Origin of the sequence: Paenibacillus marchantiae (assembly GCF_028771845.1) — a bacterium.
Lineage (GTDB): Bacteria > Bacillota > Bacilli > Paenibacillales > Paenibacillaceae > Paenibacillus > Paenibacillus marchantiae.
Window position 1 is genome coordinate 2,374,850 of record NZ_CP118270.1, and the last position, 15,658, is coordinate 2,390,507.

Below are 15,658 nucleotides of genomic sequence, written 5' to 3' on the forward strand. Positions count from 1 at the left end.
GGGAGGAATTCCATGGAACTCTATTTCAGAGATAATTTCTTTAATGCAGGGTACACCGAGATTATGAACCATGAACAGGAACAGGCAGGTCATCTCGATTTGAAAAGTGCCTTTGGTTCATCGCTTGATGTATTCGATAACTCAGGACTCATTTGCAGTGGTAAATTCCGCATGTTAAGTAACCGTTGGGATGTAACCTCAGCCGATGGAAGGGAATGGGGTGTCTTACGGGCGAGGATCAGTTTCTTCAGTAAGAAGTATGAGTACGATGCAGGACCGCGTGGTGTGTATGATGTCTCCGCTCCGGCGTTTTCAAATGAATATGATATCACCGGGATGGGCGGTAAAGTTGTGGCAAGCTTCAGGCGTACAAGTGGCTGGTTCGGTTCAGGCACATTTATGTTAGACAACCAATCAGAACATCTGGATACGTATGAATTGATAGCGGTTGTGATGGGTGTGCATGCGATTAATAAAAGAAGGAACTCGGCTGCCGGTAGTGGCGCGTAGAGAAAACATATGAACAAAGAGGCTGTCCCTTAGGTCGTTAGCATACCGGGGGACAGCCCTTTTTGTATTATATTATTCTAATGAAACGAACACGCGCTATTCGTTCCCATTTGCATAAGTCGGACGTTTAACGAATCACAACTAACATGAGCTATGCAGAATCACTGTCGTCTGCATTGGCGAAAGGCTTTTCAATGGGGTGGCTCCGTACTCCTCCAGAAGTCCGTTCAGGCATTGCTTCAAGCTCGGTTTCCGCATAGCGTGCTAATACTTTGGCGGCTGTCTCGGACATTCGCTCTCGAAGCGCAGCATTGTTTGCAATCCGTACCCGTTTGCCCAGAAAACGCATTTTGGACAGTACGTAATCCATCTCATTACGCGGAATGGTCAGCTCAATGCGGTACGTCTGTTGGGCTTCCACAAATTCGACCTGCTTCTCGAAGCAGGAAAAGGCATACAGAATTCGCGACAACTCCTGATTGAACTCCGGCAGCACTTCGATCGTCACGGTGGTCTTTCGGTTCTCCGTTAAAATCGAGATTTTGGCAGCATATTGAGAAGCAGTTTCCGGTTGAAGCGGCTGGGCTTCCGCGGTAATGATGCTGTGCAGCTTCGTAGACATTAGTTTGTTGTAGAGTGGAGCATACCAGAGTACGTACCATTCTTTTTTGACCATGGAATATTCGAGCTTGTAGGGGTATCCAAACTGATCCTGGCTGATTCGTCCATTGCGTACACGCCCTGTCAAGCGAAACCCTTGATGATGCAAAATCATCTGCCGTAATGGTTTGAGCAGCGGATGAAAGACACTGTTTTCTTCACTTTTGGCTTTTTCGGTCAGGTAATCCTGAAGGTCCAGATCCTGCTCTGCATCCAGCATGTCATGCATTTTGTGCAACGTGTCAGGGTGCAGCGCTTCTGGTGCGGCAGGGTGATTCAGCATCATGCGCAGCCAGGCCCGTTCCTGGGATGTCCAGGTGAACAGTCCGGTTTCATTCAATCTCGTCATCATCTGGTAGTTGAACATCTTCTCGAACAGATTCATAATATTGCGCAATCTCCTTCCATTCCTTAATCATCTCCTGGCGCAGCCTCTGTGGAGCGATCACCTCACAGCTTGAGCCAAAACTCCGAAGCCACGGCTTAATCTCGGTGATACCGTTGACCTGGATTTCATACAGGAAGGTATGTTCCGTTTCGGGCGTAATCGTTCCCCATTGGCCTTGCAAACGAACCCGATCCAGAATGAAGTTACGTTGGCTGTCCTGAGGATGGAAGAAGCGGGCTTGAACCGTTACGGTGTTCCCCGTATCCACTAGCCAGCTGTAGCGGCTGATCTCGGCCCACTGTTGTTTCAATTCGAGCATATATCCTTCTTCAATCGAATCCTGTTCCTCCAGCTGTGTAATGCCTTCCATGCGGAATTTCACAAAGCCACGGCGTCCCTGATATCCAATGACATACCAGCGACCATACTGATGGTCATAGACCACTTCAAGTGGTACGATCCGGTTGGATCGTCCGCCTGCTTCCCGTTCAAAGCGTGGATTCGTATTCTGCGAGCTGTAGCTGGACGGTTTTTTGGGTGAATAGTACAGAAACTTGACATGTTTTCGTTGGCGAATTGCACTAAGCAGAGTGTACAGATGTGCTTCGTCCAGAATGCGTGAATAATAGTGGTATTTATATATGAATGGCTCGATGGCTTCTTCCTGCGGATAACTTGCGGCAATGGCCTTTTTGAGACTGTCCCGCAATATATAGCCTTGTACGGACGGAACCTGAGTGTTTGCCATAATATCCACAAAATCATACAACTCCAACTGTTCTTCCACGGATAGACCCGTAAGTACGTCCTGCTGCAAAAGGTAACGATATGGCCTGCCGCCAGGTTCCTTGCGGATCACCCCCACTTCTTCGAGATACTTCAGATCGGAGCGAATGGTCTTTTCGTCAGGCAGCGCCAGTTCCTCTGGAAGTTCAGCGCAGCAGGCATCCAGTAATTCCATTGCGGTTAAAGCTTGATCTTGCAGGGTATGCAAAAGAACGGAAAGTCGCTGGACTTCAGTCTCTTTCATCGACTTGGCGCGAAAGAGGAAGAGCAGCATGGGCTCTGCAGATTCTCCGTACTGGAAGCGGACGAGATCCGCCATTTCTTTGTTTGGTTCCGAGCCTGATCGTTGGTCAGTGACGGTCTGCATGATTTCTTTTAATCTGCGTTGGGTTTTATCAAAAGTATGTACGGAGATGCCGAGTCGTTCGGCATACTGTTTACGGTTGTACGCACCACTTGTCAGGGACAACATGCGCAGAAATTGAATTTCTTTGTCAAAGCTTTCTTTAGCCATGAATATTCACTCCTTGGTGGCCTGGAGTCAGGCGGATATAGTGGATGACTATGTTGGCAGAACAATTCTGCGATATATAGAAACATTCGTGATCTTCCCATTTACTATATCCCTACATTGTATCAGGATGAGTGGCTGGTTTCATTTTAAACTTATGGAGGTCGCCATACTTTCGCCATGTTCGCGTGCAGACGTGTGAGGCATAATAAGGTTGTGAAGCGGGACAGCAACAAACTCTGCGGATCAAGGTTCCGAGGCGCCAGGGAGGGTTACTTCGACTGTTAATCGACCAGGTCGTTGGTTCGAATCCAATCGCCGCCGTTCATGGCGGTGTAGCTCAGCGGTAGAGCGGGTATTATACCTTCCCACCTTTTTCCTCGGAACATTTTATTATGGAATATCAGTAAATAGACTCACACCGGGAGGTCATGAGTGATGAGCAGAGCAAAACAATTATTTAACCAACCTCAGCCAACGACACGTAATCATGGGGGCTACGGAGCCTATGACCGATTGGTGGAGGAACAATATATACAGTTGTTGATGACCAATACATTGAACAATACGTTTTATGCAGATACACAGCAACTGATGGATGATGCGATGGTCAGTCATCAGGAGATGGCTGAGGTCGATGCAGGGTTTATGGCGCGGGCGCTGGTCTATGCTCGTAATGAAGGTTTGATGCGGTTACAGCCTCTATACGGGTTGGCACTGCTGTCTAAGGTGGACCCGGATCAGTTTGCAAAGGTATTCTCCAAGGTTGTACAGACACCGGCTGACTTGGCTGATTTTCTGACGATTCTAAGAGGAACGGGTCGGGGGCAGGGCGGTCGAGCGGTGAAGCGCCAGGTGAGTCAATTTTTGAACGGCATCACTGAATATTGGGCGATCAAATACAACGGGCGAGGGCGAGGATACAGTCTGGGCGATATGATCGCTACAGCACACCCCAAGCCAACAGATATGAAGCAACAAGCCTTGTTCCGTTATTTGCGAGGACATGAGGTGGATCTTACGGACCTGCCGCAGTTGCAGGCGCTGGAAAAATTGAAGGCTACCCCAAACCCGGCAAGTCGGATGCATCTGATCGAAAAAGGCAAACTGCCGTATTCGGTGGTCACATCGATCATGCAGCCGACACGTACGGTATGGGAGGCGTTAATGTCCCAGATGCCGACCTTTGCATTGTTACGTCATCTGAATGCAATGGATCGGGCGGGAGTTTTTGAAAAATCGAAAAATATCGATTACGTAACGGGCCGTCTAACGGATGCGGAAGCCCTGCGTAAATCGCGCATCTTACCTTTCCGATTCGCCAGTGCATATGAAATGATCGCAAGAGAAGAGCTGCGCTATGCTTTGCGGGAAGCGGTGGAGCTATCGATTGGCAACCTGCCATCGCTGCCGGGAAGAACCGCCATTTTCCTGGATCGCTCCGGTTCCATGCAAGGGGATTATTTGCGGATTGGTTCGGTGCTGGCACTGGCGCTATATAAACAAACACGAGGCAACTCGCTGTTCTGGTTATTCGACCATATGGTTGAAGATGCTCGTCCCAAGATGGATGAAAGCATCCTTTCCCAAGCTCACCGGATTCGCGCACAAGGTGGAACCGACACGGGACGGCCTGTACGAGAGCTTCGGGATATTGGAGAGAAAGTGGATCAGATCATTATGATCACCGATGAACAGCAGAATGAAGGCAGTCCGTTATATGCTGAGCTTGTACGTTATCGGCGGATGATGAATCCGGACCTGAAGGCATTTATTGTGGATATTGCACCTTATCAGCAGGCAATGGTACCGCCACGGGATGGCAAAACCTTTTATATCTATGGGTGGAGTGAAACGGTACTGACGTATATTGCTGAGACTATAACGGGATATGATACACTTGCGAACCGGGTGAGAGAGATAGAGATTTAAATTGGAAATGTGGAGGCCACAGAGATGACTCATGTTCATGAAGAAATGAGAGATACGATTAGACAGCAGCTGAAGCAGATTGAAGAGGAGGAGCAGGTACGGATCATTTATGCCTGTGAATCGGGCAGCCGGGCATGGGGATTTCCTTCACAGGACAGCGATTACGATGTTCGTTTCCTGTATGTGAGACCGCTGGAATGGTACTTGTCCATTGAGGATAAAAGGGATGTTATCGAACGCCCAATCAGTGATCAGCTCGATATGAATGGTTGGGATTTGCGCAAAGCCTTGAAGCTGTTTCGCAAGTCGAATCCACCACTGCTGGAGTGGCTGCAATCCCCGATTCAGTATGACGAACCGTACAGCGTGGCAGAGCATATTCGTGCACTGTCGCCTTTGACCTTCTCGCCAAAGTCCTGTATGTACCATTATCTGAATATGGCGAAGGGAAACTTCCGGGATTATCTGCAGGGTGAGCAGGTGAAGATCAAAAAGTATTTCTATGTGCTGCGCCCACTGCTCGCCTGTGGCTGGATCGAACGTTATGATGCGATGCCGCCGATGGCCTTCGAAGAGCTGGTGCAAGAGCTTGTAACTGCGACTACACCGCTGTATACGGAGATTCATGAGTTACTACGCCGGAAAAAGGCGGGCGAGGAACTGGATCTGGAGCCGCAGTTGCCAGCAATACAGACTTTCTTAGCGGAGAAGATCGAGCATTTTGAACGACTGGCCGGCCAGATGGAGAATGAGCAGATTATTCAATTTGAAGAATTGGACCGTATTTTCCGTTTTGCATTACAAGAGGTGTGGGCGGCAAAGGAATAAGAATGGAGGAGAACTGATGCATCTAATGATGAAAGCAAGAGGAGCAGGGTCAGGAGCTGTATCGCGTTTGCTGGCGAAGAATCCACATAACGTATATGACCGGATGGAAAAAGGTGTACGCGTACGAATTGTGTACATCACCGATACCGAGAGCGAAACGGAAGTGCTGATTCATGCCGAGCCTGATCCTGTTGATCTGGTAAGAGGCACTCCGAACGGTTACGACATTACACAATACATTAATGACCGAGAATTTGTAACGAGCAGTCTGTTCTGCTCTTACATACGTCCTGCGCTGGGGACGGCACTGAATGGTAAACCGAAGGAAGACTATGTGCAATGGGTGGATCACCTGTTCGATATGGAGCTGTCATTTGGACCCGTGGCATCGGACCTACCTGATCGGGTTGTGGAGGAACTATTCACGTCACTTGGCTACGCAGTTACCCTTGAGCGAGATGAGTTGTCTTATACGTTTGATCTGAAAAAGAAAAGCTCCATCCGCCGTGTTAGGCTGCACGGACAGGTCACGGTGCAAAATGCACTGCGTCAGTTATTTCTGCTGATCCCAGTGTTGGACAACTACAAACATTATTTCATCAGTGAAGATGAGATTGATAAGATCAAACGTTATGGCGAAGGATGGCTGGAAAACCATCCGTTGAAAGAGCTTATTGTCCGACGTACACTGCGATTTTCTGAACTAATTCGGAAGTATGAGCTTCAGGAAGGGGCTTTGTCTGTTTCGGTTGAGCAGGCAGGTGAGTTGAATCAGATTTCGGATAAGGATATCAATGAGAGTGATGAGGGGATTCAAGATGGCTCCGCAGGTGAGGTTGAGCGATCTGAGTCACCAGTGAGATTAAATGAACTGCGTTATCGTGCAATCACGGAAGTGGTTACAGGTCTTCCAGTCAAACGGCGTATTGTCGATATGGGAGCCGGGGAAGGCAAGCTTTCTGCTCGCTTAGCCTACATTTCGGGCGTGGAATCCATTCTGGCCGTTGAACCATCAGGTCAGTCACGGCTTAGAGCTATGGAGCGCTTTGCGAAGCTGGAAGATCGCAGTGGGGTCATTGCTATGCCGGAGCCTGTGATCGGTTCGCTCTATTATTTTGATGAACAGATGCAAAACCAGGATGTCATGATCCTGTGTGAAGTGATAGAGCATATCGAAGCGTATCGCTTGAACGGAATTATGGATACCATTATGAATGATTATCGACCTGATGTGTTGCTGGTGACGACTCCGAACAAAGAGTACAACGAAGTGTATGCGATGGAGCAGGAGAGCTTCCGTCACCATGATCATCGTTTCGAGTGGACTCGGGCGGAATTGGCTGAACGATGTGAGGAATGGGCACTTCAAGGGAATTATACTTTTGAAATAAGGGGTATTGGTGATTACGCAGAGGAATACGGACAACCTACACAACTGGTCATTTTTGAGCGGAGAAAGGAGAATTAATCATGAAGAACAACAGGGAGCCTAATGAGATAGAAGATACAGTCAGGTGCCAGGGCGATGAGGCAAATACCTTGGATCGAAGACAGCGTGAAGTTCGCTTGCCGCATGCAGGCATCGTTGTTCTGGTGGGGCCTTCGAACAGTGGTAAAAGCACGTTGTTGGATCGTCTCGTTGTAGAAGGTGTCATCCGAAGAACCGAAGCAGTCTCATCTGACCAATTCCGAATGTTAATTGGAGATGACGAGTATGTGGATTGGAAACATCGGCCTCGTAGCGAAGCAGACGTAATCTATGCCGAGTATCAGCAGGTATCTGCCAAGGCGTTTGAAGCGATGGAGGCGATGCTTGGGGCCCGTTGCCGTCTGAACAAGCTGACCTGGGTTGATGCCACTCATCTGTATCCGGAGGATCGTCAGCGTTTGATTCAAATTGCCAGAAAAGCTCATGTGCCCGTGATTGCTGTCGTACTGGATATCCCTGAAAAAGAACTGCTCGAACGTGATGCTCAGCGAGAGTATCCGCGCGGACGTCAGAGGGTGAAACAACAGTTGCAGCAGTTTAAACGAACACTACGCTCCATCCGTGAAGATGGCTTCGACACTAATTATGTGCTGAAACAGCCCGATGAATTCTCGTTTATCCGTACATCCAACCCTCTTGTGATTGATATGGATACAGGTATCGACATCATTGGAGACATTCACGGCTGTTATGAAGAAATGATGGAATTAATTCTGCGACTCGGATATGTGGATAAGGATGGAAGTGGGCTTTACTATCATCCAGAAGGACGGAAGTTGGTTTCGGTTGGAGACGTAACCAGTCGTGGACCAGAATCGTTAAAATGTCTATTGTTCTGGCAGCGGCATTGTTCATCCGGACTGGCCTACATGATCGACAGCAATCATGGCTGGAAGATAGGACGTTATCTGGATGGTCGTGACGTTACGTTGAGTCATGGCGATGAATATGTGGAGGCCGAGCTTATTCAGTTGGAGCAGGAGCAGGGCCAAGAGACGGCAATGCAAGTACGAGAAGAACTAAGGACATTTCTGCTTGATGCGCCATCGCATCTTATTTTTTCAAGAAATGGCGTACGTCAGGTAGTTGTAGCACATGCAGGGATCCGGGATCACTTTATCGGGAAACAGTCTAAACGCATTCAGGATTATTGCCGCTACGGTGATGTGGAAGGAACGGATGAGTACGGCAGACCGATACGTAAGGATTGGTACGTAGATCACGCTACTGGTGAATGTATTGTCTGGGGACACGATCCACATCCATATCCAACGATAGTGAATGACACGGTCAATATTGATCAAGGTGTTGTTTTTGGTGGCATGCTCACAGCGTGGCGGATGCCGGAACGCGAGGCAATTAGTGTTCCCGCGAAGCAGGATTACGCTCAAGATCCGGATAGTCCACTTAAACGTTGGGAACGGCGAAGATTTGCCCCGCCTAACTTGCGCAAGTTCAAGGAAGGATTCACAGTGCAAACCGGAAGCCGAATGGATGTATCCATTCATGCTGAGGTGGCGAAGGCGGCGATTGATACGTTTTCCCATTTTACCGTACCTTTGGAGGAACTGGTTTACATCCCGCCTACGATGAGCCCACCACCAACAGCTTCTTCGGTTGAAGGGTATCTGGAACATCCGCGGGATGCGTTCCAGTACTACCGATCTCAGGGTGTTACACGGATGGTAGCGGAGAAAAAACATATGGGAAGCCGTGGCATTGTGCTCCTGTTCCGGGACGAACAGATAGCTGAGAAGCGGGTGGGAAGACCAATGCTGGGGAACATTGTGACCCGGACAGGACGTTCCTTTTTTGACCGGACGATTGAGCAGGAGGTGTTATCAAGATTACATGCGGATTTGATCTCAGCGGGTTATTTTGACCGTCATCAGACGGAGTTCGTATTACTCGATGCAGAGATTGTACCTTGGAATCTGAAAGCGCGGGAGCTGATCTCATCGCAGTATGCACATGTAGCGGAGGCCTCATTGATGGATCGGGAATTGGTGGTAACCAAATTGCGTGAAGCCGAGATGGCAGGCCGAGATGTGGAGGAGTGGTTGCAGGACACAGAACGTAAGCTCGCCAATGCTAGAACATTCCGCGACGTATTTCAGAAATATTGCTGGGATGTAGAGGACATCGGAGATATTCGTATTGCGCCGTTTCATACCTTGGCACATAGCACCGGAGCGTTCTGGAATCAGACACATGAATGGCATATGGAGCAAAATCGTGAGTTCGCTCGGATGTCTACGATGATGATGGAAACAGAATATCACGTAATTGCAGATAGGGCAGATGAAGATGAGGTCATTCGTTGGTGGGATGAAATCACGGCAGAAGGACATGAAGGTATTGTCATTAAGCCGGAAACATTCCGTGCCTGGAACGACAACAAAATGATCCAACCTGCGATTAAAGTACGAGGTCGTGCGTATTTGCACATCATTTATGGTATGGATTACCTCGCACCGGACAATTTGTCCCGGCTCAGCAAACGCAAAACGTCCAAAAAAGAGCGCCACGCTCTGATGGAAAGTGCCTTGGGTATGGAGGGAATCGAGCGTTTTGTGCGCATGGAGCCTGTGGAAAGAGTGCATGAATGTGTGCTCGCAACATTGGCTTTGGAGTCTGAACCGGTGGACCCACGTTTGTAATAGAATCGGTGAAGCATGAGACTTCTGATTCCTTTGGATGCAAGGTAATAGGGCAGGTTTGGTATATCCAAGCCTGTTTTTGTTTATTTTTCGTCAAAATATTTCATTCGAGATAATTAAAATTAGGATTTTTAAGGTTAATATAAATAACTAAAGCCCTATATGTTTCCAATCCATTCTGGGTAATAATTAATAGTAAGCAAGTGGTCATTGGAATCTCACAACGTAACGATAGGGGGTAACCTGTATGGCGTCAATGATTCTGTTGGTGAAACAGACGGAAGACGATGAAAAGGTTATTTATCGATTCGGACCGAATGAGCGGAAGATGGGACTCATTGAAATGAATAAGGTCAAGGAAAGTGTGAAAGAACTGGAACCTGTTCAGGTCGAGGGTGTCAGTCCGAGTTTTTATTTCAATCGGGCCGCACAGCGACTGGTTCGATGTTTGTTCAGAGAAGGCGGTAAGTTCCCTGAACGGACGACATGTGAATCTTAGTTTTTTAAGGCTGGTAAGTCGAACAACAGACTTGATCAGATGGCATATGAAGATAACAAAAGAGGTCCAAGTGCATCCGGAATATGGATGCGTTGGACTTTTTTTAGTTGAGCTGTTATATCATCCATATCCGCATAACCAAAAAGTTCACTGCTCCTTGGAGGAGAGTGAACTGGACATTTTTTTAAATATGGCATTAGAACGTCTTCGCAAAGGAAATCAGTGCAGTAATTGTAATGATGTTAAGCAGCGTCGAGATCAAAACTGTCTGGGCCGCAAAGTCTGGCTCGTTATCATACTCCTCGGCCAGAATGGACGCATTGACTCCAGTAGGCATACCGGATGCGATAATAAGAGCCTGAGCGGCGATACCTTGCAAACCGAGCAGCAATACAATCGAAATCCCGATGGCCGGGCCAATCAGCAAACGCAGAAATGTGCTAATATACACATCAAGACGATACAGGCGGATTGGATATTTCACAATTTGGGCGCCAAGTGTCAACAATGCTACAGCGACCATACTTTGCTGCGCGTAAGTCAGCGGCATAGACAGGAAAGTGGGCAATGGAATATTCCCCATATGAAACAAAATGCCGAGCAACAGTGCATAAGGAACGGGCATTTTTAGAAATCCAATGATTACCGCACGGTAATTGCCTTTGAGCTTCGCACCCTGAATGGACAGCACACCATAGGTAAATGTCAGCAATGCCTGTAAAGACATGACCAGTGCCTGGATGGAAGAGGCCAGCGGATCACCACGAAATACCAGGGAGTTGATGGGCAGACCATAATTGCCTGCGTTGTCCAGCATGATGCTGTTGTTGAAGGCAGCCTTCATGCCTTTGTTCATGCGAAGCGAGCGTGCGAACACAGACCCCACAATATAGAGAATAAGTACATATAAGGCGTAAAAAAGCGTGACAGTTCCGAGCAATTCCCCCGACATATCGGAGTGATACATGCTCATAAAGACGGCTGCGGGGGTAATACAATAGAAATTGATTTTGGCGAGGGTGTACAAGTCCAACTTGAACACCTTTTGCATCCAGGACCCGACGGCAATCAGGAGAAAGACGGGCAGGACGACTTCAAGCATGATGTCTGCAATCATCAGTTCAGCTTCCTTTTTCATGAAAATTTCAGTCCGATTTCGAAAATACTTCAACCATTATATCATTTTATACACAGATGAAAGATGTAAATGACTAAAAAAGATAAGGGGGCTTTTCATTATGATTCCAGATCATCTGGATTATGGTTTATCGATATTATTTATTGGATTCAACCCCAGCATCACTTCTGGAGAGACAGGTCATCATTATGCTTATAAAGGAAACCGTTTCTGGCGCATTCTTGAACGTTCCGGATTGACCCCTCGTTTATATGATGCACAAGAGGATGGAGAGTTGCTGAAGCTGGGGTACGGATTTACGAATATTGTGGCCCGACCGACAAGAGGTATGGACGACATTACAAAGGAAGAATATGCAGAGGGACGGCATATTTTACGGCAAAAGTTGGAGGAATACCGACCAGACATCGCCTGTTTTGTTGGGAAAGGGGTATACACCCAGTACAGTCAGCGTGCCAAAGTGGAATGGGGATTTCAGGACGACCCGGTCGTTAAGGAAATTCATGAATTTGTAGCCCCGTCATCCAGTGGACTCGTGCGTATGTCGATGGATGAGATTGTAGCGATCTATTCACAGCTCAGTGACTTTGTCTCAGAGAAAAGCAGGGAGGACTGAAAACGAAGCAAAAAAGAAACTCCACATGGCAGCAAGCGCCGCAGCAATAATGAAACTTCAATGGTTGCAGAGTTCGCCCATCCGGTTTACACCGGGTGGCGCGAATTCTTTTTTTTGGATAAAGTGAGAGGTTTCAGGAAGTGTTTCCGTCTATATAGTACAGAACCATGCATGGAAGCTGTAGAGAAGGGGGATTACATGACTCAACAGATACCAGAGGAGGAGCTCATTCAGCGTATTATTGCGGGGGACAAACAGCTATTCGCTGTGCTCGTGGATCGATATAAAAATAAAGTCTTCGGCATTTTGCGTGGAATGGGTGCGAGTCATCAGGATGCACAGGATCTCGCTCAGGATACGTTTCTTCGGATTTACCGCTATCTTCCGACACGAAGGGAAGGAAGCAGTTTCTCGTCCTGGGTATACACCATCGCTGTGAATCGGATGCGGGATTTTATGCGGCAACAGAAACCTGTGATGACCGCTGTTCATACGGGCTTGGAACAAACCAATGGTGAAACACCAGAGAAACATGTACTGCATAAGGAAATGCAGCGTGAAATATATCGCCAGATGGACCAACTGCCAGAGTCGTATCGGCTTGTGCTGCTGCTTAAATATACGAATGAGCTGAGCTACGAAGAGATTGCAGATATCACGGACATGAGCCCCGCACAAGTGCGTAATGCACTTTATCGAGGGAAGAAAACGTTGAAGAAACAAATGGAGCGCAAAGGAGGTTTATCGACGTATGAAGCCTATTCCAAATGATGAGGATCGATTGTGGGAACAGCATTTCTTTCGTGAGGAACCGGATGCGGACTTTACGCTTGAGGTGATGCGGAAACTGGATGGAATGTCCATGGTGAGCGCAGAAGACGGGGATCCATTTACGAAAAAGGCTTCCAAGTCCCATTGGATGCGCCGTACGGGAATCGCAGCGGCGGCAGTTGTGATCCTTGTGGGAGGGGCCTGGTTTGCTTTTGATCACACAGCAAAATCGACGCAACCAACGGTAAATGCCGTAAATAACCCGCCATTACCTAACATACCTGTTCCAGAGGAACTTAAGTATTCCTATTATGCCGATGATTACAAACGTTTGAAGCCACTCGGTCTAGTGTTTAATCCGAATATCAACATTGAGGATCAGGGCTACACGCTTAAGATCAAAGATGTGTTGGTAGATCGCTCTCAAATCGTGATCACAATGAAACAAACAACACCTGATGGGCTAGGGCTTTTTGCGATATCTCCAGAGGCGGGGAGAATTCATATTACGGACGATCAGGGGCGACAGGTTGCAACTCTCGCGCAGGATACCAGAACAAGCGGTTCGGCAGCTGAACGATTTGTATTTCAGTTGCATGATGATATCCCGGATCAGGTGATCGTGCGTGGAGAACTTGGGCATCTAAAAGTAGGAAGCTATTATAATTTTGAGACAAAATCATACGAAGATAAAAATGCTGTGATAGATTGGAGCTTCCAATTCAACATCGATATGACCAAAGCCAAATCACTGGCTGTTGAGGCTCCTATGAACAATACCTACACCACTCCTGAGGGTTTGAAACTGGACATGACACAGCTAGTACGTACGCCAAACGGGACCCGCCTTGATATGAACATCAGTCTGGATGATAAACTGCGTGCCAAAGTCGGAGAAGATTGGGCAGATGATATGGACTTGATGTATCACCTCGAAATTCCTGAAACGAGTGAGTATCGAATATTCAACGGGAGCAGACCAGATGCCCGTCAAGCCAAGTTCCGGTTCCGAGATTTGAGTGGATTAATGGATGGTGGTCCATTGAAGTTATCGGAGACATGGGACCCTGCTTTTGTTACGGTGGATGCGAAGAAGATTCGCTTTGTCCTGGAAGGATACACCATACCAGTGTGGGGAGAGAAGTCGGTGGAAGTGGATCTGGAAAAGATGCGTAAGGATGCTGAAATTTACACCTACGTACTGCAATTTGAACAATATGGAGATGAAATTTTATTTTCTGATTTCAATTTCAAACCGGTGTGGGAATCCTATGACAAAAACTACTCATTAGTCCTGGAGGGAAGCGGTACGTTCCGAAATGCTTTTAATGGCGATCGCTGGGTGGCTGTAGATCCGGAAGGAAAAGAGTATCCTGTTCAAGTCATCGGTTATCCAGACCAGCCTAATAATGACGGAGAATACGTTGCAGACAATCTGAAATTGGTCATCCGTGGTTTTTACAAAGAAGATGGAACAAAATTAACCTTAAAACGAACAGCAATAATTAACCGAGAGTACCATGATGTGGATTGGAAAGTAGATCTTCCGTCGTACACAAGCCTGCCTTGGCAGAAATAACAGTCATGAATTATTCTCTGCTAACAATGGACTAAACTTAGATGAATAATAAGATAGTGATAAAAGGCCCCGCATAATAAAATGCTGGGCCTTTTTGATATTCAATAAAGTTAAGTTGTGCTGATGCTAAAAAAGTTGTGCACATTGAGTTAAGCCGATTCCCGGGGGATAAGGGACGTGGATAACATGACCGTTTCCTTTGGTGTTCCTGGGCGTTCAATCCTGCGCTGCAAAGCTTCGATCGCACGCTGACCGAGCTCCTCTTTGCACAGGTTGACTGTGGTCAGGGGCGGGGACGATGTAGCGGCGGCATGCACATTATCGATACCGATGACAAGACAATCCCCAGGTGTGGAGAAACCCATTTCCTGCAACTTATTCATCCACTGCAAGGCGATATCATCATTGACGCCAATCCAGGCATCAGGCCGTTCGTCGGCGGGCATGTTTTTGATTGTGGCAGCCAATTGGTCAATCCATTCGCCGTTCTCATAAGGAATATTCCATTCTCTGAACGTGGTCAACCGACTGCTATCTGCGTGGAAATGGTTCAAAGCCAGTTCGATGCCGATCTTCCGCTGCGCAAAGCTGGCAGCCCGGCCATCATCCGTAATCAGACCGATGCGGCGGCACTGCATCGACATTAAATATCTCGCCACAGTAATGCCTGCTTCCAGGTTATCATGGCTGATGGTATCACAGTTCAACAGTGGCTCCTGATGATCCACGAGCACAATGGGGCGGCCTGTCTGGCTCAGTCGTTGTAGGACTGCATGGGGGAAAGCGCCCATGGCGATGACTCCTGCACAACGTTCCCAATCCAAGTGAGGAGCGATTGCCCGTTCTGGAGGCGTGTGTTCATCAGCGACTCCCAGAGAGGGAGATACAATGGCATGATGCCATCCTCTTTCATTACAGGCAGAGATCATGCCGGAGAGGACGCGCTGCCAATAGTGGGGCTCACCCCGGTTGAGCTGATTCATGCAGATGAGAGCAAATGGGGGCTCGGATTGTTCTGCATGCATACCATTTGGAACAGTGCTGCTTCCTGGGGTGCTTTGGCGATATCCCAAGGCACGGGCTAATTCCAGCACACGGACGCGAGTCGCTTCGCTGACACCAGTCTTGCCACTGAGTGCACGGGAGACGGCATATTTGGATAATCCAAGCTGGTCGGCCAGCGACTGGATAGATACTTTACGTGACATTTCATTACTCCTTCATATGTAAACAATTTGCATAAATCCAACGAGCCATTTCAATCTACAAGATATGATCCAATTTATTTTTT

Annotated in this window: 13 protein-coding genes; 9 read left to right on the forward strand and 4 right to left on the reverse strand. The window is 47.8% G+C overall.

Annotated features, from left to right (window positions below):
* Nucleotides 1–12 precede the first annotated feature (12 nt).
* Nucleotides 13–510, forward strand: a complete 498-nt coding sequence (locus tag PTQ21_RS10745) for an LURP-one-related/scramblase family protein (protein WP_274569826.1) — start codon at nucleotides 13–15, stop codon at nucleotides 508–510.
* A 151-nt stretch (nucleotides 511–661) separates the two neighbouring features.
* Here PTQ21_RS10745 and PTQ21_RS10750 read toward each other — a convergent pair whose 3' ends face one another.
* Both PTQ21_RS10750 and PTQ21_RS10755 read right to left on the reverse strand, forming a co-directional pair.
* On the reverse strand, nucleotides 662–1,537 hold the full coding sequence (locus PTQ21_RS10750; protein ID WP_274569828.1) for a WYL domain-containing protein: 876 nt from the start codon (nucleotides 1,535–1,537) through the stop codon (nucleotides 662–664).
* The gene (locus PTQ21_RS10755; protein WP_274569829.1) at nucleotides 1,503–2,858 is read right to left on the reverse strand and encodes a helix-turn-helix transcriptional regulator; all 1,356 of its coding nucleotides are present in this window, start codon (nucleotides 2,856–2,858) and stop codon (nucleotides 1,503–1,505) included. The genes PTQ21_RS10750 and PTQ21_RS10755 overlap by 35 nt, the downstream gene beginning before the upstream one ends.
* Nucleotides 2,859–3,293: 435 nt before the next feature.
* Between PTQ21_RS10755 and PTQ21_RS10760 the strand changes: the two genes are divergently transcribed.
* The 5 genes from PTQ21_RS10760 to PTQ21_RS10780 all read left to right on the forward strand — a co-directional run bounded on the left by PTQ21_RS10760 (nucleotide 3,294) and on the right by PTQ21_RS10780 (nucleotide 10,263).
* Entirely contained in the window at nucleotides 3,294–4,787 is a 1,494-nt protein-coding gene (locus PTQ21_RS10760; protein WP_274569831.1) for a TROVE domain-containing protein, read from the forward strand.
* Nucleotides 4,788–4,811: 24 nt separating this feature from the next.
* The gene (locus PTQ21_RS10765; protein WP_274569832.1) at nucleotides 4,812–5,615 is read left to right on the forward strand and encodes a nucleotidyltransferase domain-containing protein; all 804 of its coding nucleotides are present in this window, start codon (nucleotides 4,812–4,814) and stop codon (nucleotides 5,613–5,615) included.
* 25 nt (nucleotides 5,616–5,640) lie between these two features.
* Nucleotides 5,641–7,083 carry a methyltransferase domain-containing protein gene (locus PTQ21_RS10770; RefSeq protein WP_274569834.1) on the forward strand — a complete coding sequence of 481 codons (1,443 nt, stop codon included), beginning with the start codon at nucleotides 5,641–5,643 and terminating at the stop codon, nucleotides 7,081–7,083.
* A 2-nt stretch (nucleotides 7,084–7,085) separates the two neighbouring features.
* The gene (locus PTQ21_RS10775) at nucleotides 7,086–9,764 is read left to right on the forward strand and encodes a polynucleotide kinase-phosphatase (RefSeq protein WP_274569836.1); all 2,679 of its coding nucleotides are present in this window, start codon (nucleotides 7,086–7,088) and stop codon (nucleotides 9,762–9,764) included.
* A gap of 247 nt (nucleotides 9,765–10,011) precedes the next feature.
* Nucleotides 10,012–10,263, forward strand: coding sequence for an RNA-binding protein (locus tag PTQ21_RS10780; protein WP_063567677.1), 252 nt, complete (start codon nucleotides 10,012–10,014; stop codon nucleotides 10,261–10,263).
* A 196-nt stretch (nucleotides 10,264–10,459) separates the two neighbouring features.
* On the opposite strand, the gene PTQ21_RS10785 is transcribed toward PTQ21_RS10780, so the two are convergent.
* A complete protein-coding gene (locus tag PTQ21_RS10785; protein ID WP_063567676.1) occupies nucleotides 10,460–11,380 on the reverse strand; it encodes an AEC family transporter in 921 nt (306 codons plus the stop codon).
* Nucleotides 11,381–11,501: 121 nt separating this feature from the next.
* Between PTQ21_RS10785 and PTQ21_RS10790 the strand changes: the two genes are divergently transcribed.
* The 3 genes from PTQ21_RS10790 (at nucleotide 11,502) to PTQ21_RS10800 (ending at nucleotide 14,367) form a co-directional block, all read left to right on the forward strand.
* On the forward strand, nucleotides 11,502–12,017 hold the full coding sequence (locus PTQ21_RS10790; RefSeq protein WP_274569840.1) for a mismatch-specific DNA-glycosylase: 516 nt from the start codon (nucleotides 11,502–11,504) through the stop codon (nucleotides 12,015–12,017).
* Nucleotides 12,018–12,215: 198 nt separating this feature from the next.
* Complete coding sequence (locus PTQ21_RS10795) at nucleotides 12,216–12,788, forward strand: RNA polymerase sigma factor (RefSeq protein WP_064641084.1); 573 nt, start codon at nucleotides 12,216–12,218, stop codon at nucleotides 12,786–12,788.
* Nucleotides 12,769–14,367, forward strand: coding sequence for a DUF4179 domain-containing protein (locus tag PTQ21_RS10800; RefSeq protein ID WP_274569842.1), 1,599 nt, complete (start codon nucleotides 12,769–12,771; stop codon nucleotides 14,365–14,367). Before PTQ21_RS10795 ends, PTQ21_RS10800 begins: the two co-directional genes overlap by 20 nt.
* Nucleotides 14,368–14,516: 149 nt before the next feature.
* On the opposite strand, the gene PTQ21_RS10805 is transcribed toward PTQ21_RS10800, so the two are convergent.
* Nucleotides 14,517–15,575 (reverse strand): LacI family DNA-binding transcriptional regulator, encoded by a 1,059-nt coding sequence (locus PTQ21_RS10805; protein WP_274569844.1) that lies wholly within the window; start codon nucleotides 15,573–15,575, stop codon nucleotides 14,517–14,519.
* Nucleotides 15,576–15,658 lie beyond the last annotated feature (83 nt).